The organism is Actinomadura keratinilytica (genome assembly GCF_039539665.1).
Classification (GTDB): Bacteria; Actinomycetota; Actinomycetes; order Streptosporangiales; family Streptosporangiaceae; genus Spirillospora; species Spirillospora keratinilytica.
Genome location: NZ_BAABDO010000055.1, coordinates 20,642 through 41,174, shown reverse-complemented (window position 1 = coordinate 41,174; position 20,533 = coordinate 20,642). Strand labels below are relative to the sequence as shown.

Sequence of the window (20,533 nt, the reverse complement as noted above, 5' to 3'; positions counted from 1 at the left end):
GGGCCGCACCGCACGGCGGCGCGACCGGCGGTGCCGGCGGCACGGCGCAGAGCCCCGCGGTCGGCTCGCCGGCCGGGGGCGGCCGGGCGCTGGGCGGCGAGGCGCTGCAGCTGCAGCTGGACTCCTTCCTGGCCCGCCACGAGGCCGAGCTGATCGAGTTCCGCCGCGATCTGCACCGGCACCCGGAGCTCGGGTACGCCGAGCACCGCACCACCGGGCGGATCGTCGAGCGGCTCACCGCCGCCGGGCTGACCCCCACGGTCCTGCCCAAGGGCACCGGCCTGTTCTGCGACGTCGGCCCGGCCGACGGCCCGACGGTGGCGCTGCGCGCCGACATCGACGCGCTGCCGCTGCAGGACGAGAAGGAGGACGTGCCGTACCGGTCCACGGTGCCGGGCGTCGCGCACGCCTGCGGCCACGACGTGCACACCACCATGGTGCTGGGCGCCGGGCTGTTCCTGGCGCAGCAGGCCGCGGCGGGGCTGCTGCCGGGCCGGGTGCGGCTGCTGTTCCAGCCCGCCGAGGAGACTCCGGGCGGGGCGCTGGACGTCATGGCCGCCGGCGGCCTGTGCGGGGTCGACCGGGCGTTCGCGCTGCACTGCGACCCGCGCATCGAGGTCGGCCGGCTGGGCCTGCGCACCGGGCCGATCACCGCGGCCTGCGACAAGGTGTACGTCAAGGTCACCGGGCCCGGCGGGCACACCGCCCGGCCGCATCTGACCGCCGACCTGGTGTACGCGCTGGCCAAGATCGTCACCGAGCTGCCCGCCGCGCTGTCCCGCCGGGTCGATCCGCGCTCCAGCCTGTCGCTGGTGTGGGGCCGGGTGTCGGCCGGGTCGGTGGCCAACGCCATCCCCGACGACGGCATCGCCGAGGGCACCGTGCGCTGCCTGGACGACGAGGCCTGGCACCGGGCGCCGGAGATGATGAAGGCGCTGCTGGAGTCGGTCGCCGCCGCCTACGACGTGGAGGCGTCGCTGGAGTACGTGCGCGGTGTCCCGCCCACCGTGAACGAGGCGGCCAGCGTGCAGATGTTCCGGGACGCGGCCGACCAGGTGCTCGGCCAGGACGCGGCGGTGCCCACGCCGCAGAGCCTCGGCGGCGAGGACTTCGGCTGGTATCTGGAGTCGGTCCCGGGCGCGCTGGCCCGGCTCGGCGTGCGCACCCCCGGTTCGCCGGCCGAGTACGACCTGCACCGCGGCGACTTCGACGTGGACGAGCGCTGCATCGCCGTCGGCGTCCGGGTGCTGACCGCCACCGCGCTGACCGCGCTGTGGGACGGCGGCCGCCCCGGCGACCCCGAGCAGGTCGAGGGCGCCGCCGTGGCGTGAGCCGTCACCGGCGGCGACGACGTTCTCACCGTCCGCCCCGGCCGGGCCCGGGGCGGCGCTCCCTGTCCGCACCGGACGGTGTGCGGGCCGTGCACGAGCGGCCTGACCTGTGGCGATATGCCTACACCTTGGTAACGGACCCGTTGCGAATCGGCGCACCGAGGACGTTTCGGTCTGTTCTCCGGGTAACGTCCGATCGATTTCGGCGGCCCACCGTGCGGGCCGCCATTTCACGGGCGGGGAACGGAAGGAGCGCCAAACGTGCGCCGTGGACTCAGAATCTCGCTTGTCACGCTGACGGGCGCAGCGCTCACGCTCGGCGCTTCGGCGTGCGGCGGCAAGAAGGCCACCACCGGCGGGGACGCGGGCGACGGCAAGAAGACCGTCAAGGTCGGGCTGGCGTACGACATCGGCGGGCGGGGCGACAAGTCGTTCAACGACGCCGCCTACGCCGGGCTGCAGAGGGTGAAGTCGACGCTCAACCTCGAGGTCAAGGACATCGAGGCGACCAAGGGCGAGAGCGACAACGACAAGGTGCAGCGGCTGGAGCTGCTGGCCAAGTCCGGCTACAACCCGGTGATCGCGGTCGGGTTCGCCTACGCGGGTCCGCTGGGCAAGGTCGCCAAGAACCACCCGAACACCAAGTTCGCGATCGTCGACGACAGCTCGGTCACCGGCCCGAACGTCACCAACCTGGTGTTCGCCGAGGAGCAGGGCTCCTTCCTGGTGGGCGCGGCGGCGGCGCTGAAGTCCAAGACCGGCAAGATCGGCTTCATCGGGGGCGTGGACACCCCGCTGATCAAGAAGTTCGAGGCGGGCTACACCGCCGGCGCCAAGCACGCCAAGCCGGACATCAAGATCGACGTCAAGTACATCTCCCGCGGCACCGACTTCTCCGGCTTCAGCGACCCGGCCAAGGGCAAGACCGTCGCCGAGGGCCAGTACGACGGCGGCGCCGACGTGATCTACCACGCGGCCGGCCTGTCGGGCGTCGGCCTGTTCCAGGCCGCCGCGGCCAAGCAGAAGTACGCGATCGGCGTCGACTCCGACCAGTACCAGACCGCCGAGGCGGCGCAGAAGCCGCTCATCATCACCTCGATGCTCAAGCGGGTGGACACCGCGGTGTTCGACTTCGTCAAGGCCGCGGGCGAGGGCACGGCCAAGTCCGGGCCGATCACCTTCGACCTGAAGAACGACGGCGTCGGCTACTCCACCGCCAACGCCGCGGAGATCAAGGACGTGCAGGCCAAGCTGGACGAGTACAAGCAGCAGATCATCAGCGGCGCCATCACCGTCCCCACCAAGTGAGCTGAACGCCCCCGGCCCGGGAGGACGGCCACCGGCCTCCTCCCGGGCTCTGGTGTAGGAGAACCAGGGATGTCCACCACCGAGCGGCCGTCCGGCACCGGCGCAGCCGCCCCGCCCGCGTTCGAACTGCGCGGCATCACCAAGCGCTTCCCCGGCGTGGTCGCCAACCGCGACATCGACCTGACCGTCACCGCCGGGACCGTGCACGCCATCGTCGGGGAGAACGGCGCGGGCAAGTCCACCCTGATGAAGATCCTCTACGGCATGCAGCGCGCCGACGAGGGGACCATCAAGGTCGGCGGCGAGGAGGTCGTCTTCCACTCCCCGGCGGACGCCATCGCCCGCGGCATCGGCATGGTGCACCAGCACTTCATGCTCGCCGACAACCTCACCGTCCTGGAGAACATCGTGCTGGGCGCCGAGCGCCTGCACGGCATCGGCGCCAGGGCGCGGCGGCGCGTCGAGGAGCTGGCCGGGCGGTACGGCATGCGCGTCGACACCGGCCGGCTGGTGGAGGAGCTCGGCGTCGGCGACCGGCAGCGGGTCGAGATCCTCAAGGTGCTCTACCGGGGCGCCCGCATCCTGATCCTGGACGAGCCCACCGCCGTGCTGGTGCCGCAGGAGGTCGAGGAGCTGTTCGCCAACCTGCGCGAACTGCGCCGCGAGGGGCTCACCGTCCTGTTCATCTCGCACAAGCTGGACGAGGTGCTGGCGGTCGCCGACGAGATCACCGTGATCCGCCGCGGCACCACGGTGGCGACCGGCGTGGACCCCGCCGCGACCACCTCCCGGGAGCTGGCCCGGATGATGGTCGGCAGCGAGCTGCCCGTCCCCGAGCTGCGCGAGTCGACGGTGACCGACCGGCCCGTCCTGCAGCTCAAGGGGCTGACCGTGCGGGACGGCACCGGCCGCGCCGTCGTCGACGACGTCTCCCTCACCATCCACGCCGGCGAGATCCTCGGCATCGCCGGGGTGGAGGGCAACGGGCAGGCCGAGCTGGTCGAGGCGATCATGGGCATGCGCGCCCCGGCCGCCGGGACGATCCTGCTGGACGGCAAGGACATCACCGGCTGGTCGACCCGGCGGCGCCGCGAGGAGGGCGTCGGGTTCGTCCCCGAGGACCGGCACCGGCACGGGCTGCTGCTGGAGTCCCCGCTGTGGGAGAACCGCATCCTCGGGCACCAGACGCGGCGGCCCAACGTCAAGGGCCCGTGGATCGACCGGGCGGGCGCCCGCGCCGACACCCGCCGCATCGTCGACGCCTACGACGTGCGCACGCCCGGCATCGACGTGGACGCCGGGGCGCTGTCGGGCGGCAACCAGCAGAAGCTGATCGTCGGCCGGGAGATGTCGGGCGAGCCGAAGCTGCTGATCGCCGCGCATCCCACCCGGGGCGTGGACGTCGGCGCGCAGGCCGCGATCTGGGAGCACCTGCGCAAGGCCCGCGCCGAGGGCCTGGCGGTGCTGCTGATCTCCGCGGACCTGGACGAGCTCATCGGCATGTCCGACACGCTGCGGGTGATCCTGCGCGGCCGGATGGTCGGCGAGGTCGATCCGGCCGACGTGACGCCCGAACGGCTCGGCTCGGCGATGACCGGGGCGCCGCTGGAAGGGGAACAGTGAACCGGCTGAAGAACTCGCCGCTGGCGCTGACGGTCCTGGCGGCGGTGGTCGCGCTGGCGTTCTCCGTCGCCGTCACCTCGATCGTGCTGTCGATCAGCGGCTTCAACCCGCCGTCGACGTTCCAGGCGATGATCGAGTTCGGCCTGGAGCCGGACAGCGTCGTCAACATCGTCAACCGGGCGTCGACGTACTACCTGGCCGCGGTGGCGGTGGCGATCGGGTTCCGGATGGGCCTGTTCAACATCGGCGTGGACGGCCAGTACCGGCTGGCGGCGATGCTGGCCGCCGCGGTGGGCGGCGCGGTGGCGCTGCCGCCGGTGCTGCACCAGGGCGTGATCATCCTGGTCGCGATGCTGGTGGGCGCGCTGTGGGCGGGCATCGCCGGGCTGCTGAAGGTCACCCGGGGCGTCAGCGAGGTGATCGCCACGATCATGCTGAACTTCATCGCCACCGGGATCATCGCCTACCTGCTGCAGGACGGCAGGCTGGGCACGCAGGTGGCGGGCAGCGACAACATCGGCACCGAGCCGATCGCCCCGTCCGGACGGGTGGGCGGCATCCCCTATCCCGGGGCCGACCTGAAGATCTTCGGCCTGGTGCTGCTGGCCGTGGCGGTGGGCGTGGCGTTCCACGTCGTGGTGGAGCGCACCCGGTTCGGGTTCGACCTGCGCGCCACCGGGCTGTCCCCGAGCGCGGCCGTGGCCAGCGGCGTCGACGCCAAGCGGATGGTCGTGACGGCCATGCTGCTGTCGGGCGCGGCGGCCGGGCTGATCGGCATGCCGCAGCTGCTCGGCTCGTCCTACTCCTACGGGCTGGACTTCCCCGGCGGCCTCGGCTTCGTCGGCATCGGCATCGCGCTGCTGGGCCGCAACAAGCCGGTCGGGATCGTGTTCGCCGCGCTGCTGTGGTCGTTTTTGGACCAGTCGTCGCAGATCCTGGAGTTCAACGAGATCCCCAAGGAGATCGTGGCGATCACGCAGGCGGCGGTGCTGCTGTCGGTGGTGGTCGTGTACGAGGTGGTGCGGCGGCTAGGGCTGCGCTGGCAGCAGCAGGCGGTCGCCGCGGAGCTGGCCGACCGTGACCCGTCCCCGAAGGAGGTGGCCGCGTGAGCTCGACCCTGGCCGAGGCGATGCCGGCGGCGGAGCCCGCGCCCGCCCGCCGGGCGCGCCGCCCGCTGGTGCGGGTCCTGGCCGCCCTCGCGGCCGTGTTCGGCGTGCTGGTGGTGCTGCGCGCCATCACCGGGGAGCACACCATCACCTCCGGCGGGACGGTGAGCACCACCCTGGCCCTCGGCCTGCCGATCGGCATGGCCGCGCTCGGCGGCCTGTGGGCCGAGCGGGCGGGCGTGGTCAACATCGGCCTCGAAGGCATGATGATCTTCGGGACGTGGGGCGGGGCGTTCGGCGCCTACTTCTCCGGCAACCCCTGGCTGGGGCTGCTGATGGGGCTGCTGATGGGCGCCCTCGGCGGGCTGCTGCACGCGGTGGCCACCGTCACGTTCGGCGTGGACCACATCGTCTCCGGCGTGGCGATCAACATCCTGGCGCCCGGGGTGGCCCGCTACCTGTCCAGCATGTTCTTCCTGGGCGAGGAGGGCGGCGGCGCCACCCAGTCGCCGCCGCTGCCGGAGTTCCCGACCGTCAGCGTGCCGGGCGTCGCCGGGCCGCTGCGCGACCTGGAGGACCGGCACTGGTTCCTGCTGTCGGACCTGGCCGGGCTGGTGCGCGGCCTGACCACCGACCTGTCCGCGCTGACCATCATCGGGCTGGCCCTGATCCCGCTGACCTACGTGCTGCTGTGGCGCACCGCGTTCGGGCTGCGGCTGCGGTCGTGCGGGGAGAACCCGTACGCGGCCGAGTCCCTCGGCGTCCGCGTCTACACGATGAAGTACGTGGCGGTCACCGTCTCGGGCGCGCTGGCCGGGCTGGCCGGTGTGTTCCTGGCCATGGTGGGAACGCACCAGTACCAGGAGAACCAGACCGGCGGCCGCGGCTTCATCGGCCTGGCCGCCATGATCTTCGGGAACTGGCGTCCCGGCGGGCTGGCCGCCGGCACCGGGCTGTTCGGCTACACCGATGCGCTCCAGCAGCGCGGCGCCACCGGGGCGGTGCACTCGCTGCTGCTGGTCGTCGCGGTCGCGCTGTTCGCGTTCGCCGCCTGGCGGCTGTGGGCGCTGCGCCGCACGCCGGTGACGCCCGCGGAGGCGGGCGACGCCCACCGCCGCCGCCGGATCTACCAGGCGGCCGCCGCGTTCCTCGCCGGCGTGCTGATGCTGGTGTGGTACCTGCTCACCGACGAGCTGCCGAAGGAGATCGTCACCTACAGCCCGCACATCACGACGCTGCTGGTGCTGTCGCTGGCGTCCCAGCGGCTGCGGATGCCCGCGGCGGACGGCCTGCGCTACCGCAAAGGGGAGGCCCGGTGAGCGACATCGACTGGGAGGCCCTGCGGACCGCCGCCCGGGAGGCGATGCGGCGCGCGTACGCGCCGTACTCCGACTTCCCGGTCGGCGCGGCCGCGCTGGTGGACGACGGCCGAGTCGTGACCGGCTGCAACGTGGAGAACGCCTCCTACGGCGTGGGCCTGTGCGCCGAGTGCAGCCTCGTCGGCGCCCTGTACGGGCCGGGCGCGACCGGCCGCCCCCGGCTGGTGGCGGTGGCCGTGGTCGGCGGCGACGGCGAGCCGCTGATGCCCTGCGGCCGCTGCCGCCAGCTGCTGTGGGAGCACGGCGGCCCGGACATGCTGCTGGAGACGGTGCGCGGCGTGCGCCCCCTGGCGGAGGTGCTGCCCGACGCGTTCGGCCCCGACGACCTGACCTCCTGAAGGAGCCCACCGACGTGGACGCGATCGATGTCATCCGCACCAAGCGGGACGGCGGCACGCTGACCCCCGAGCAGATCGACTGGGTGATCGACGCCTACACCCGCGGCGTCGTCGCCGAGGAGCAGATGGCGGCGCTGGCCATGGCGATCCTGCTCAACGGCATGACCCGGGCCGAGGTGTCCCGCTGGACCGAGGCGATGATCCGCTCCGGGGAGCGGATGGACTGGTCGCGGCTGGACCGGCCCACCACCGACAAGCACTCCACCGGCGGCGTCGGCGACAAGATCACCCTGCCGCTGGCGCCGCTGGTGGCGGCGTGCGGCGCGGCCGTCCCGCAGCTGTCGGGCCGGGGCCTCGGCCACACCGGCGGCACCCTGGACAAGCTGGAGTCCATCCCCGGCTGGCGGGCGTCGCTGACGCCCGAGGAGATGCTCGCGGTGCTGGCCGGCACCGGGGCCGTGGTGTGCGCGGCGGGTTCGGGCCTGGCGCCCGCCGACCGCCGCCTGTACGCGCTGCGCGACGTGACCGGCACCGTCGAGTCGATTCCGCTGATCGCCTCGTCGATCATGTCCAAGAAGATCGCCGAGGGCACCGGGGCGCTGGTGCTGGACGTCAAGGTCGGCTCGGGCGCGTTCATGAAGACCGTCGGGCAGGCCCGGGAGCTGGCCGAGACCATGGTGGGCATCGGCGCCGACCACGGCGTGCGCACCGTGGCGCTGCTCACCGCGATGGACCGGCCGCTCGGCCGGGCGGTCGGCAACGCCGTCGAGGTCGCCGAGTCGGTCGAGGTGCTCGCCGGCGGCGGCCCGTCCGACGTGGTCGAGCTGACCGTGACGCTGGCCCGGGAGATGCTGGCGGCCGCGGGCCTTGCGTCCGCCAAGGACCCGGCCGACGCGCTCGCCGACGGCTCGGCCATGGACGTGTGGCGCCGCATGATCTCCGCCCAGGGCGGCGACCCCGACGCGCCGCTGCCGGCGGCCAAGGAGACCCACGACGTCGCGGCGCCGGCCACGGGGGTGCTGACCCGCCTGGACGCCTACGCGGTCGGCGTGGCGGCCTGGCGCCTCGGCGCGGGCCGCGCCCGCAAGGAGGACCCGGTCTCGGCCGCCGCCGGGGTCGTCTGCCACGCCAAGCCGGGCGACCGCGTCACCGCCGGCCGGCCCCTGCTCACCCTGCACACCGACGACCCGGACCGCATCCCCCGCGCCCTGGAGGCGCTGGACGGCGCGGTCGAGGTGGCCGCCGACGGCACCCCCGACCTGCTGCCGCTCGTCATCGACCGCATCGCCTGACCGGCCGCGCCACCGGATATCAGGGCCGGCGCCCGCCGGAAAGCGGCGCGCGCCGCGCCCGTTCCCGATGACGAACAGTACCGCCGCGAACACAATTGCGGGCGCCCGGCGGGGGTTCTGCGGATAAACCCCGCGACGGCGTCCGGCCGCGGTCCGCGGCGCCGATATTCCGCCGTTTCCGGCGCGTCGGGACCGTATGATGACGCGACCTTGAGAAACGGGGAGGACTGCGTGAAGGTCACGCGGACGGAAATCGACGGGGTTCCCGTGTTCTGGGCTTCCGGGGGCACCGCCGACGGCTATCGCGTCGCTCTGCTGTTCCGCGTCGGCCAGTCCGACGAGACGCTGGCGCGCAGCGGGATCACCCATCTGGTGGAGCATCTGGCGCTGCACCGAGTGGGCCAGCCCGAACACCACTACAACGGCACCGTCGATTCGGTCACGACGGCGTTCTTCACCGAAGGCGACGGCGACGAGGTGGTCCGTTTCCTGGGCACCGTCTGCGGTGCCCTGCGCGAACCCCCGCTCGACCGGCTGGAGGCGGAGAAGCAGATCCTGCGGACCGAGGCCGCCGGCCGGTCCCCGGGGGCCGCCGGCCGGCTGCTGCTGTGGCGGTACGGCGCCGCCGGATACGGCCTGCAGGGCTACGAGGAGCTCGGGCTGCCCGCGCACACCGCCGAGGACGTCACCGCGTGGACCGCCCGCTGGTTCACCCGCGCCAACGCCGCCCTGGCCGTCGTCGGCGGCCCGCCGCCCGCCGGGCTGCGGCTGGACCTGCCCGACGGCGCACGCGTGCCCCCGCCCGCGCCGACCAGCGCCCTGCCGCAGACCCCCGCCTACTTCAACTCGCAGGTCAACGGCGTCGGCCTCAGCGCGGTCGTGCCCCGCGCCACCGCCGGCAACGTGTTCGCCACGCTGCTGCAGCGGCGGCTGCACAGGGCGCTGCGGCTCGACGACGCGCTCAGCTACAACGTGCAGGTCGGCTACTCGCCCCGCGACGGGGAGATGGCCCACATCGTCGCGTTCGCCGACGGGCTCGCCGAGGCCCACCCCCGGCTGACCCAGGAGTTCGTCGACGAGATCGAGCGCATCGCCGACGAGCCCGTGCCGGACGCCGAGCTGCGGGAGGCGGTGTCGATCCACCGCGCCCGCCTGGACCAGCCCGAGGTCGCGGGCGCGCTGACGATGTCGTCCTGCTGGAACGAGCTGATGGGCGCCCCGGACCGCACGTACGAGGAGATCCTGCTCGACCTGGACGGGCTGACGCCCGGCGACGTGCGGGAGGTGGCGCGCACCGTGCGCGACTCGGCGCTGCTGATGGTCCCCGACGGCCAGGAACCCCACGTCGACCGCTACGTCCCGGCGCCCGGCAGCTCGGTCGTGGCGGTGCGCGGGGAGACCTTCGACCGCGCCGACCCCGAGGCGGGCCACCTGCACCTCATCGTCGGCCCCACCGGCGTGACCAGCATGACCGGGCCGAGCCTGGGGACCGTCCGCTACGACTCGTGCGCCGCCGTGCTCGCCTGGCCGGACGGCGCCCGCGCCCTCATCGGCCTGGACGGCATCACCGTCCACATCGAGCCGAACCGGTGGATCGGCGCCGACGGCCTGCCCGCGCGGATCGACCGGATGGTTCCCGCCGACCGCGTCGTCCCCATGCCGGCCCGCCCCGACGAGGACATCCCCGAGCGCCCCGAGACCGCCCCCGCGCGCCCGAAACCCGGCAGGCGCCGCAGCGCACCGCGGTTCCGCCTGCCCTTCGGCCTGCGCAGGGGCACGGCCTGGGACGATCCCTGCCTGGCCGCCGTGCTGCCCCAGGTCGGCGCCGGCCGGCTCGACGCGGGTCTGGAGCTGCTGTCGCGCTCGCGGCCGCTGCCCGAACTGCGCGGGTTCTATCTCGACCGGCTCTCCCGGGCCGCGGCGGGCCACAGCGACCGGCTCGACGCCCTGGCCGCCGCCCGGCCGGACGACCCGGACGTCCACCTGTGGCTGGGCGGCACACTGATCCGCGAGGCCTGGAACGTCCGCGGCGGCGCCCGAGCCAAAGACGTCACGGAGGAACGGTTCGCCCAGTTCTGGCTGATCCTCGCGGGCGCCGGAGAACCGCTGTACCGCGCCGCCGAACTGCTGCCCGAGGACCCGGTTCCCTGGAACTGCCTGCAATTGCACGCCATGGGCCTCCAACTGGGCCGGTTGGAGCTCGACCGGATCTGGCGGGAACTGAAGGACCGGCATGGCGGCCTGTACTGCGGCCACTACACCCGGGCGCAGGCACTGTGCGGCAAGTGGTGCGGCTCGGACGCCGAAGTCCTGGAATTCGCCGAATCGGCGGTCGAGGCCGCCGAACCGGGCGACCCGCTGACGGCAATGCTGCCCGTCGCCCTGCTGGAGAACGGCATCGGGTCCGAGGACGGTGTGAAGGCGTACCTTTCTTCCCGTCCCGAAACTCATGCCGCCTTGGGCGCGGCGGCCGACAAGTGGCTGACCCATATGGCGGACCACCCCCGCACCCGCGAGGCCCACCACCTGTTCGGCGCCGCGTTCTATTACGCGGGCGACCACGACCGGGCCCGCCACCACCTCTCCCAGGCGGGCATGACCCTCACCGACGGACTGCCCTGGGGCTACTGGCCGCGCCCTGCCCGCACCTACAAGGAGGCCCGCCGCGCCGTGGGCCTCCGCTGACCCGCGCAGCTTCCGGGGGCGCCCGCACGACGGCGTGCCGCGCCCCCGAACCCCTGACCGCCCGCCACCGCCTTGGCGACCTTGTTCAACACCCATTCCCTTCTGCGCCGTTCGCTGATCGAACGTGCGGTGCGGGCGGGTACGGCGCCGCCTCGCCCCCGCCGCGGCGGACGGGGACGAGGCGGCGCCCTGCGGAAGGAGCAGGGTGGGCGGGGCGGTCAAGGCCGCCGGAGCGGGGCTACTTCGGCGGCGTGACGGTGATGGTCACGGAGCCGCCGCCGGAGCCGATCATGCCCTTTTCGAGCTTCTCGGCGTTGACGACCTTGTCGATGGTGATCGTGTAGCCGTTGGCGAGCCTCTCGCTGTGCCCGGCCTTGCCCGTCACCCGCCAGTTGTTCTCGTGGGGCACGCCGTCCCCGTCGAGGACGACGACGGTCCCCGAGTCGTTCTGGGTGCTGGCGACGCCCAGGCGCAGCCCGCCGACCCAGCCGGTGGTGCCGCGGGCGACCGTGTTGGTCTCCTTCTGCGGGTTGGCCGGCGGGCTGAGCCGGGCGGCGGGGATCGATTGCGGAGATGACTTCGTCATGGGTGTGGTCTCCTCGGAGGAGCCGCAGCCGACGGCCGCGAACGTCAGTACGCCGGTGAGAAGAATCGGCACCGCGCGTCGGTGTGCACGCTCGAACATGGTGACCCTTCCTCACTCGAACGAACCGATGTCGACCTCGGCGAGGTATCGATTGAACTCTTCCATCGTCAGGGTGGCGTGGTCGTAGCCCCACGGGTTGAACAGTTCCACCTTGCCATCCTTGGTGATGCCTTTGACGACGTAGGCGTGGTTGGCGTGCAGCCGCTGCTGGTAGATCTCCTTGCCGTCGACGTCGTCCTTGGTGCTCGCGACGACGGGCCGGCCGCTGTTCAGCCAGTTCTCCAGGTCCTGCCGGGTCACGTCGTCGGCGTCCTTGCTGTCGCTGTCGTGGCCGGTGAGCACCTCCATGCCGTGCGCCGGGTCGCCGCCGTTGATCTTGTTGAAGCCGCCCTTCTTCTGCGCGAACGCCTTCTCCAGGATGAGCGGCCAGATCGTCTGGCCCTCCGGCTGGGCGAAGGACAGGTTCCCGTCCTTGTTGACGGGGAAGTAGGGCGTGACGGTGACCCGCTCGCCGTCCGGGAACGTCACCGTGTACGTCCCGTTCGGGTTCTGCCGGATCATCTCGCGGAGCCGCCGGCGGCCCTCCGGGGTCTGGGCGAGCGCGCCCATGCTGGACAGCCACCAGCAGTCGCCGAGACCGCCCTGGTTGAGGTCCTCGAGGGACGGCTGCCCGGTGTCGCCCCACACCCGCGCGCCCGGGACGTGGCCCCACGCGATGGCGGGGTTGTCGTTCTTCTCTTTCTTGTAGTACTCGGTGAAGTCCGGCTCGATGGAGCCCGGCGCGATGCGTTCGAGCTGGTGCAGCAGCCAGGGGTCGGCGCGGAGCCGGAGGACGTCCACTACGCCGGGCTCCCGCAGGAGCCGACGGGTCTCGTCGTCGCTGAGCTGGTCGAACAGGGCCTGGATCTCGCCCGGCGACATCGTGGCCAGGATGTCTTTGGGGGGCTGCTTGCCCCAGCAGTTCCAGAACCGCAACCAGCCGCAGCCGTCGAGATAGTTGCGGATCTGGTCCGCGGCCCGCTTGCCGGCCTTCCGCTCATCGTCGGTGGGGGGCGGAGGGGCCTGGCCGGGGTCGGCGGGCCGGTTGCCCCACTCCTGCGGGCTCGGCGGTTTGGCCGCGTAGACCGTGCGTTCGCTCTCGCAGTCGTCGTCGCCGACCTTGCAGACAGCGGCCCGGATGTCGCCGACCACACCGGAGCCCACCCCCGAGAGCGTGACCGCCCCGGCGATCGCGGCTATCAGCAGGGCAATGGCGATGTATGACAGCGAACCTTCGCCGGTGTCCGGTTTCCGTCCCTTCACAGTTCACGCCCTCCTACCATGCGAAGGGGCCCCATCAAACAGCCAGGCGGTTGCGGGAGCATGGGCCCCCAGGCCCCAATCCGGGCTCAATTGCCGGGCCTCGAACATGCGTTTGCAGGAGAGTAGTGGGGAAGTAGTCGATCTTCAGAAGTTCCCGGATTATCGCCCTCGGCGTGCGCGAGTCTGTTAGCCTCCGGATGGCCATCACCCTCCCGTGCGGAGCCCATTTACCATGCAATCGGGCCGGATGCCCGCAATTTCTGCATGCCCGCGTTCATCTGACGCAGGCGGTCGTTGGATCGGTTCACAAGGCATTTCGCAATGACCGGCTTCGGACAGCCCGGAACCGCGCGGTGATGCTATTGACGCGGCGCGGCGGTCATAGGTTCCGCTCGCCGCCGGGCGGGCGGAGGGTGACTCCGGTCACCCCGTCGCGCCTCGGCGGCGCCGGGCCCGGTGGGCCCTGGGGCCCCCGCTACCGGCCCGGCGCGGGCGGGCCGGCCGGGGGCGGCGGGGCGAGGTGCAGGCGGCTCAGCAGAATCTGCACGAGCTCCTCGACGACCTCGTCGAGGGTGGCGTCGACCCAGCCGACCGCCCAGTCGTGCATGAGGCCGTTGACCGCCCCGATGAACGCCGTCGCGGTGACCCGGTAGTCGCGGTCGGGGATCTCGCCGCGGGCGACGGCCTCCCGGGCCTGCTGGTGGAGGAAGTCGATCCAGCGGGCGCGGCGGTCCAGGCGCTGGCGGTCCAGGCGGGGGCTCACGCCGATGATCTCGACGTAGGCGATGCGGGTGTGGCGGGGGTCGCCGGTGGCTCCGGCGGCGTAGGCGCGGAACAGGCGCGCGTACCGCTCGGCGGCGGGCAGGTGCCGGACCTGCGGCAGGGCGGCCAGCACGGCCTGCTCGGCGACGTCGTTGACGTGCAGGTGCAGCTCGGCGAGCAGGTCCTCCAGGGTGCGGAACTCCTCGTAGAACTGGCGGGTGGACAGCCCGGCGGCCCGGCACACGTCGGTGAGCCTGGTGGCGCGGTAGCCGGGGCCCGCGCCGAACAGGTCCAGGCCCGCCTCCATGAAGCGCCTGCGGCGTTCGGCCTGCCGTTCGGCAGCCGACCTGCCTCCGTACCGGCCCGCCGCCGGGGTGATCCTGCCCGCCACCGTGTCCTCCGCTTTCGTGCCGCACCGATTGTCGCCCATCGGCGCCGGTCGGCCCCGTCCGCGGTTCTCGCCGGGCGGCCGCACCCGGTCGCCTGATCGGTCTTGTGGCCCGGGTCACGTGTGCCTACCATCGAGTAACAAGTCTGAATATCGACGTTTTCAGACTTCTCCTCTCGTCCCACCCCCCGGAGGAAGAAATGCAGGTTCCGGCCTTTGCGCGTCGGCGCAGATCCCTGCTCAGCGGCGTGATGGCGGCCGTGACGGCCGCCGGTATCGTGTCGGCCGCCCCCGCCGCTCCCGCGAGCGCCGACCCCGCGCTGCAGGAGGTGATGCTCGTCGGCAACAACTGGGAGGGCACCGCCGACGCCATCAGGTCCACCGGCGACTTCGCCAAGATCGGCCGGATCAACCTCATTCCCGACAAGGACCAGCGGCTGCGCGAGATCTACCTCAATCCGATCAGACTCGCCTTTTTCCTGGGCATTCGGGAGACCGTCGGCGAGGGCCACGACCAGTTCGTCGACGACATGTACACCACCCCCGACGGCTCGGCCATCGTGGTGTCGCGCCCGAGCTTCGCCGACGTGGCCTCCATCGACACCGCCACCGGCAGGCTCAACTGGCGGTTCCCGGTCTCCGGCTACCGCTCGGACCACATGGCCGTCTCGCCCGACGGCTCCCGGGTGGCGGTGTCGGCGTCCACCAGCAACACCGTCCATGTGCTGGACATCCGCACCGGGCGGCAGGTCGGCTCGTTCCGCACCGGCGACAAGCCGCATGAGAACGTCTTCACCGACGGCGGCAGGTACATCTGGAACATGTCGATCGGCGAGGTCAACAACGACCTCGACGCCCCCTGGCTGGACTTCCTCAAGGGCGACCGCAAGATCACCATCGCCGACGCCGCCACGTTCGAGGTCGTGCGGACCATCGACATGCGGCCGCGCCTGGACGCCTTCGGCCGCCGGGACTTCTCCGACGCGGTGCGCCCGGTCGCCTTCACCCCCGACGAGTCCAAGCTGTACTTCCAGGTGTCGTTCTTCAACGGCTTCTTCGAGTACGACGTCGCCGCCGACCGGATCACCCGGGAGAAGGTGCTGCCGAAGAACCCCGACACCAGCGACGACCGCACCACCTTCGTCAACGACTCGCGCCACCACGGCCTGGCGATGAACCCCGCCGGCACCAAGCTGTGCGTCGCCGGGACCATGGACGACTACGCCACCGTCGTCGACCGCGCCACCCTCCAGGAGGGCCCGCTGGTGCCGGCGTCCAAGCCGTACTGGGCGACCGTCAGCGGCGACGGGCGGGCCTGCGTGATCTCCGAGAGCGGCGCCGACCAGGTCACCGCCATCGACTTCGCCACCGGCCGCAAGATCACCTCCGTGCCGGTCGGCGACCACCCCCAGCGGGTCCGCCTGGCCCACCTGCCGGCGGGCTGGACGGGCCCGTCCGCCGGCTGACTCCGCCGGCTGACTCCGCCGGCGCCGGGGCGCGGCGGTGCGGCACCCCGCGTCCCGGCCCCGTCGGCCGCGCACCGCGCCGGGTGCCGGCCGGCGCGGTCGGCTACGGTGCATGTGATTACCGGCGTATGCAGAAGCGGGAGCGGGCGGTCGGCCGCCGGGCGACCGGCACGCCCGCCAGGACGCCGCGCGAGGCCCGGCGGCGGTCGGAGAAGGAGGCGGTATGGACGCCGATGTGATCATCGTCGGGGCGGGGCTGGCCGGTCTGGCGGCGGCGCACGAGCTGACCCGCCGCGGCCGGAAGGTGGCCCTGGTGGACCAGGAGAACGCCGCCAACCTCGGCGGGCAGGCGTACTGGTCGTTCGGCGGCCTTTTCCTGGTCGACTCGCCCGAGCAGCGCCGCCTGCGGGTGCGCGACTCCTTCGAGCTGGCCTGGAGCGACTGGCAGGACAGCGCGCAGTTCGACCGGCTGGACGACGAGGACTCCTGGGCGGTGCGCTGGGCCCGCGCCTACGTCGAGTTCGCCGCCGGGGAGAAGCGCTCCTGGCTGCTCGAGCACGGCATCAGGCTGACGCCCATCGTCGGCTGGGCCGAACGCGGCGGCCTGCGCGCCGACGGGCACGGCAACTCGGTGCCGCGCTTCCACGTGGCGTGGGGCACCGGCACCGGCGTGGTCGGGCCGTTCGTGCGCAGCGCCCAGCGGGCCGCCGAGGAGGGGCTGCTGACCTTCCACCACCGCCACCAGGTGGACGAGCTCATCGTGGACGGCGGAGCCGTCACCGGAGTGCGCGGCACGCTGCTGGCCCCCGACGACGCCCCGCGCGGCGTGGCGTCCAACCGCCGGGCCGTGGGCGAGTTCGAGCTGACGGCCCAGGCGGTCGTGCTCACCACCGGGGGGATCGGCGGCAACCACGACCTGGTGCGCCGGTACTGGCCCGAGCGGCTGGGCCCCGCTCCCGCCAAGATGATCACCGGCGTGCCCGCCTACGTCGACGGGCGGATGCTCGACATCAGCGCCAAGGCCGGGGCCCGGCTGGTCAACCGGGACCGGATGTGGCACTACACCGAGGGCGTGCGCAACTGGGACCCCATCTGGCCGGGCCACGCCATCCGCATCCTGCCCGGCCCGTCGTCGATGTGGTTCGACGCGCTCGGGCGGCGGCTGCCCGACCCCTGCCTGCCCGGCTACGACACCCTGTCCACCCTGCGGTACCTGCGCACCACCCCCGATCTGGCCGGGCACGACCACTCCTGGTTCGTGCTCACCCGGCAGATCATCGAGAAGGAGTTCGCGCTGTCGGGGTCGGAGCAGAACCCCGACATCACCAGCGGCGACCGCAAGGCGGTGCTGCGCGAACGGGTGCTGTCCAAGGGCGCGCCCGGCCCGGTGGAGGCGTTCGTCCGCCACGGCGCCGACTTCGTCGTGGCCGCCACCCTGGAGGAGCTGGTGGACAAGATGAACGCCCTCACCGACGAGCCGCTGCTGGACGCCGCGCTGCTGCGCCGCCAGATCGAGGCCCGCGACCGGCAGATCGCCAACCCCTACAGCAAGGACGCCCAGGTCCAGGGCATCCACAACGCGCGCCGCTACCTGGGCGACCGGGTCAGCCGGGTCGCCGCCCCGCACCGCATCCTGGACCCGGCGGCCGGGCCCCTCATCGGCGTCAAGCTCCACATCCTCACCCGCAAGACCCTCGGCGGCATCCAGACCGACCTGGATTCGCGCGCCCTCGGGCTGGACGGGCGCCCCGTCGACGGGCTGTTCGCGGCCGGTGAGGTCGCCGGATTCGGCGGCGGCGGAGTGCACGGCTACAACGCCCTCGAAGGCACCTTCCTCGGCGGCTGCCTGTTCTCCGGCCGCGCCGCCGGCCGCGCCCTGGTCCGCGACCTGTCCTGACGCCCCGTCGGCCGCGCTCCGGCCCGCGACCTGCCCGACGGCCGCGGGCCCCCGGCCGCCTGAACCAGATCGTCTTCTCGGGAGTCTGAGGGGGTGTCGTCGAGCTTTCCGAGGGTGTACGAGTGAGTGACACGCAGTTGGCCGGGCTGGACACGCGGTTGGCCGAGCTGGTCGAGATGGCGGCGGACGAGCCCCGCAAGGCCAGGGCGGGGGTGACCAGGCTCGCGCGGTCCCTGTCCGCCGAGGAGCTTGCGCCGTTCTTCGAGCGGGCGTGCCGTGCGTTCGCCGCCGCCGCGGCGAACGAGCTGGCGACGTGGGCGTTCAACCAGGCGCGCAAGGCGGACAAGAACCACCCGTCGCTGGTGGACGTGGACCGGGTGCACCGGGTCTTCCTGGAGTTCACCCCCATGGGCGTGGTCGCGCCGACGGCGCTGCGCGACTACGTCGCGCTGATGGGCGAGCGGCTGGCGCCCGAGGAGGCGTACCGCAGGTACAACGAGGTCCTGGACGCCGCGTTCGCCGTGCAGCTCGTCCCGTACGCACGGATCTATCCCGACGTGCGCAAGCTGGCGCGGGCCGCGAAGATCAAGAAGGCGGCGGCCGAGGACGACCTCACCGCGCGGCTGCTGCGCACGGGGGCGCTGCGGTACGCCTCGCACGCGGTGTGGAACGCCGCCAAGGACTCCCTGGCGCGGCTGACCGAAGGCGACGAGGAGTTCCAGCGGCTGCTGATCGCGACCGAGCCGGACACCGACGCCGAGGACGATCCCCACCTCGCCGAGGAGATCCGGTGGTTGTGGCTGGCTGCGCTGGTCAGTGCGCAGGCGGGTGCGCACCTGACCGACGAGTGGTTCGCCGAGCACGCGAGCCGGTGCCGTCCGGACGTGCTGGCCCGGCTGACCTGGCAGGCGGGCGAACGGCTGGTGCCGGACGGGCGGGCCGGGACCGGTCCGGCCGCGGACCTGCTGTCCGGCGACCGGCCGAGGCACTGGAGCAGCGGCTGGGCGCACCGGCGGCCGGAGCCGCGCTGGTGGGACACCTCGGTCGACACGGCCGATCTCGCCGCCCAGGCCGAGCGGGACCCGGCCGAGTTCGCCCGGCTCCTGGACGTCTTCGTCGTCGAACTCGGCCGCTACGTCAACGTCGACTACGCGGCCACACTGCGCAAGATCTGGCGGGAACCGGCGATCCGGAACGTCCTGCGCGAACAGGTCGCCGCCTGGAAGGCCGAGGCCGCCTCGCCGTCGCTGCCCCTCCTCGTCCCGGCCCTGCACCGCCTGCTGCGGCTGGCCGACCACGACTACGCCGAGCTGGACCCCGCGTTCACCGACGGCCTGCGGCCCGCCGACCCGGTGGACGCCCTGCACGCCACCCTGCGCCGCGGCATCCCGGAGGAGCTGCACTTCCCGCACGCCACCTGGCGGCCCGCGATCCGCGGCGTCGTGGAGCTGGTCCAGCACGGCGACTATCTGACGGCCGTCTTCGACGGGCACTGGGCCAGGGTGTACACCCCCGACGGGCAGATCCCCGACCTGCGCATGGTGAAGGGCTACGAGGACTTCATCCTGTGGTACGACGGAGAGGAGTTCCTCGACTCACTGCGCGTGCACGGCTCCCTGGTGACGTTCCGCGCGCGGATCGAGGATCCCCGGCTCGTCCTGACGTTCGACCCCGCGAAGCGGAACCGGCGCCCGGACGGCCCCACCGAGTCCGAGGTCACCTTCCCGGGCGCGGACGAACCGTCGCGCGTCGTGTTCCGCGACGGCGCGATCAGCGTGATCGCCGCCGACGGCACCGTCACCGCCCGGCTGCCGTACCAGCTGTGCCAGAAACCGGCCCCCGAGCAGGCCGCACCGGTCTACCCGCCCGGCTGGTGGCCCCACCTGCGGCCGGTCGACCCCGACGGCTCGGCCGCGCTGCGCGACCTCGACCGCGAGCGGGCCGAGCGGCTGGTGGAGACGGCGCTCGCCGGGCGCGGCCCGGCCCGCGACGCGTGGCCGGAGCTGGTGCCCGAGATCTCCGAGCCCGCCCTGCGCGACGGCGTGATCAAGTGCGCCCGCGACGCCGCCCAGTGCGTGCTGAACATCGTGCGCCTGCGCGAACGGCTCGGCCTTCCCCATCCCGCGCAGCCGCCGACACCGCTGCGGACGCGCCCCGGCCTGCCGGCAGGCCGCGCCCTGGCGGCCCTGCCGAACCTGCGGTGGGAGGAGGCCGTCGTGCGGGACGCCATGGAGATCCCGGCGCCGTCCGAGCCCCGTCCGGTGCGGGTCGTGTCCCTGCCCGACCTGCGTTCCGGGCTTTCGGTGTCGTTCGGTGAGACGGGTGCGGCCGCGCTGAGCACCGTCTGGCCGTGGAGGACCGAACGCGCGCGCAGGCCCGTGGTGGAGAGCCTCAACGCCTGGGTGCACACCATGCGCGGCGACGGGTCGGGACGCTGGCGGCTGCTGCGTCTCACCTCCGAGGACAGACGGGACAGGGAGGACGCGTCCGGCGAGGTGTGGCGGACGCCGCGCGGCGTCCTGCTCTTCGGCTACTACAGCCGCCACTACAAGATGATGAACGTGTGGGAGTACGCGCCCGACGGCGTGTTCGACCCCGTGGAACTGCCGGGATGGCGCGAGCTGCGGACGCCCGTGCCGCAGGGGTGGGGCGGCGCCGACCGCGTCCTGGCCCTGCGGCGGCTGCTCGACGAACGCGGCCCCCTCCAGCCCGACCCCGCCTGGGTGAACGAGCTGGTCGAACGCACCGGCATGAGCGAGATCGACGCCGCCATGATCGTCTTCGGGATCCGCTACTACACCTTCGGCTTCGACGTCCCGCGCGACGAGCTCCCCGCCGAAGTCCTCGCGTTCTACCCCGAGGGCGGCCGGCACGAGGTGCCCTACCCGCTGCAGGACGCCGTCACCGAAGGCCTCATGCGGGACGACCCCGCCGACCTGTGGGAGCACGGCCCGGACATCGCCCGCGCCGCCGCCCGCTACCTGGAGCTGCGCGACGCGCCGGTATAGGC

The 20,533-nt window shown here is 72.9% G+C and carries 14 protein-coding genes; 11 read left to right on the top strand and 3 right to left on the bottom strand.

Going from position 1 to position 20,533, the window contains the following annotated elements:
• Positions 1–89 precede the first annotated feature (89 nt).
• From ABD879_RS18295 to ABD879_RS18260, 8 genes are all read left to right on the top strand, one after another.
• Positions 90–1,331 carry a M20 family metallopeptidase gene (locus ABD879_RS18295; RefSeq protein WP_345022668.1) on the top strand — a complete coding sequence of 414 codons (1,242 nt, stop codon included), beginning with the start codon at positions 90–92 and terminating at the stop codon, positions 1,329–1,331.
• Positions 1,332–1,592: 261 nt separating this feature from the next.
• Positions 1,593–2,639, top strand: coding sequence for a BMP family lipoprotein (locus ABD879_RS18290; protein WP_345022666.1), 1,047 nt, complete (start codon positions 1,593–1,595; stop codon positions 2,637–2,639).
• Positions 2,640–2,708: 69 nt separating this feature from the next.
• Positions 2,709–4,262: an ABC transporter ATP-binding protein gene (locus ABD879_RS18285; RefSeq protein ID WP_345022665.1), complete on the top strand. Its 1,554-nt coding sequence runs from the start codon at positions 2,709–2,711 to the stop codon at positions 4,260–4,262.
• Positions 4,259–5,371 carry an ABC transporter permease gene (locus ABD879_RS18280; RefSeq protein ID WP_378270439.1) on the top strand — a complete coding sequence of 371 codons (1,113 nt, stop codon included), beginning with the start codon at positions 4,259–4,261 and terminating at the stop codon, positions 5,369–5,371. The genes ABD879_RS18285 and ABD879_RS18280 overlap by 4 nt, the downstream gene beginning before the upstream one ends.
• Positions 5,368–6,687 (top strand): ABC transporter permease, encoded by a 1,320-nt coding sequence (locus ABD879_RS18275; RefSeq protein ID WP_378270437.1) that lies wholly within the window; start codon positions 5,368–5,370, stop codon positions 6,685–6,687. Before ABD879_RS18280 ends, ABD879_RS18275 begins: the two co-directional genes overlap by 4 nt.
• Complete coding sequence (locus tag ABD879_RS18270) at positions 6,684–7,085, top strand: cytidine deaminase (RefSeq protein ID WP_345022664.1); 402 nt, start codon at positions 6,684–6,686, stop codon at positions 7,083–7,085. The genes ABD879_RS18275 and ABD879_RS18270 overlap by 4 nt, the downstream gene beginning before the upstream one ends.
• Positions 7,086–7,099: 14 nt before the next feature.
• Positions 7,100–8,377, top strand: a complete 1,278-nt coding sequence (locus ABD879_RS18265; protein WP_345022662.1) for a thymidine phosphorylase — start codon at positions 7,100–7,102, stop codon at positions 8,375–8,377.
• A 231-nt stretch (positions 8,378–8,608) separates the two neighbouring features.
• Entirely contained in the window at positions 8,609–11,062 is a 2,454-nt protein-coding gene (locus ABD879_RS18260; protein ID WP_345022661.1) for a M16 family metallopeptidase, read from the top strand.
• Positions 11,063–11,300: 238 nt separating this feature from the next.
• Here the strand turns inward: ABD879_RS18260 and ABD879_RS18255 are convergent, their stop codons facing one another.
• The 3 genes from ABD879_RS18255 to ABD879_RS18245 all read right to left on the bottom strand — a co-directional run bounded on the left by ABD879_RS18255 (position 11,301) and on the right by ABD879_RS18245 (position 14,163).
• Complete coding sequence (locus ABD879_RS18255; RefSeq protein WP_345022660.1) at positions 11,301–11,648, bottom strand: hypothetical protein; 348 nt, start codon at positions 11,646–11,648, stop codon at positions 11,301–11,303.
• 111 nt (positions 11,649–11,759) lie between these two features.
• Entirely contained in the window at positions 11,760–12,911 is a 1,152-nt protein-coding gene (locus ABD879_RS18250; RefSeq protein WP_345022659.1) for a C2 family cysteine protease, read from the bottom strand.
• A gap of 574 nt (positions 12,912–13,485) precedes the next feature.
• Positions 13,486–14,163 carry a TetR/AcrR family transcriptional regulator gene (locus ABD879_RS18245; RefSeq protein WP_345022657.1) on the bottom strand — a complete coding sequence of 226 codons (678 nt, stop codon included), beginning with the start codon at positions 14,161–14,163 and terminating at the stop codon, positions 13,486–13,488.
• 248 nt (positions 14,164–14,411) lie between these two features.
• Between ABD879_RS18245 and ABD879_RS18240 the strand changes: the two genes are divergently transcribed.
• The 3 genes from ABD879_RS18240 to ABD879_RS18230 all read left to right on the top strand — a co-directional run bounded on the left by ABD879_RS18240 (position 14,412) and on the right by ABD879_RS18230 (position 20,531).
• Positions 14,412–15,626, top strand: a complete 1,215-nt coding sequence (locus ABD879_RS18240) for a YncE family protein (RefSeq protein ID WP_345022655.1) — start codon at positions 14,412–14,414, stop codon at positions 15,624–15,626.
• Between the two features lie 223 nt (positions 15,627–15,849).
• The gene (locus ABD879_RS18235) at positions 15,850–17,523 is read left to right on the top strand and encodes an FAD-binding dehydrogenase (protein ID WP_345022653.1); all 1,674 of its coding nucleotides are present in this window, start codon (positions 15,850–15,852) and stop codon (positions 17,521–17,523) included.
• Between the two features lie 122 nt (positions 17,524–17,645).
• Complete coding sequence (locus ABD879_RS18230; protein WP_345022652.1) at positions 17,646–20,531, top strand: hypothetical protein; 2,886 nt, start codon at positions 17,646–17,648, stop codon at positions 20,529–20,531.
• Positions 20,532–20,533 lie beyond the last annotated feature (2 nt).

Excerpts from the sequence above, each read along its gene's own strand:
- ABD879_RS18285 (WP_345022665.1), top strand. The coding sequence starts at position 2,709 with ATGTCCACCACCGAGCGGCCGTCCGGCACCGGCGCAGCCGCCCCGCCC.
- ABD879_RS18255 (WP_345022660.1), bottom strand. The coding sequence starts at position 11,648 with ATGACGAAGTCATCTCCGCAATCGATCCCCGCCGCCCGGCTCAGCCCG.
- ABD879_RS18240 (WP_345022655.1), top strand. The coding sequence starts at position 14,412 with ATGGCGGCCGTGACGGCCGCCGGTATCGTGTCGGCCGCCCCCGCCGCT.
- ABD879_RS18235 (WP_345022653.1), top strand. The coding sequence starts at position 15,850 with ATGGACGCCGATGTGATCATCGTCGGGGCGGGGCTGGCCGGTCTGGCG.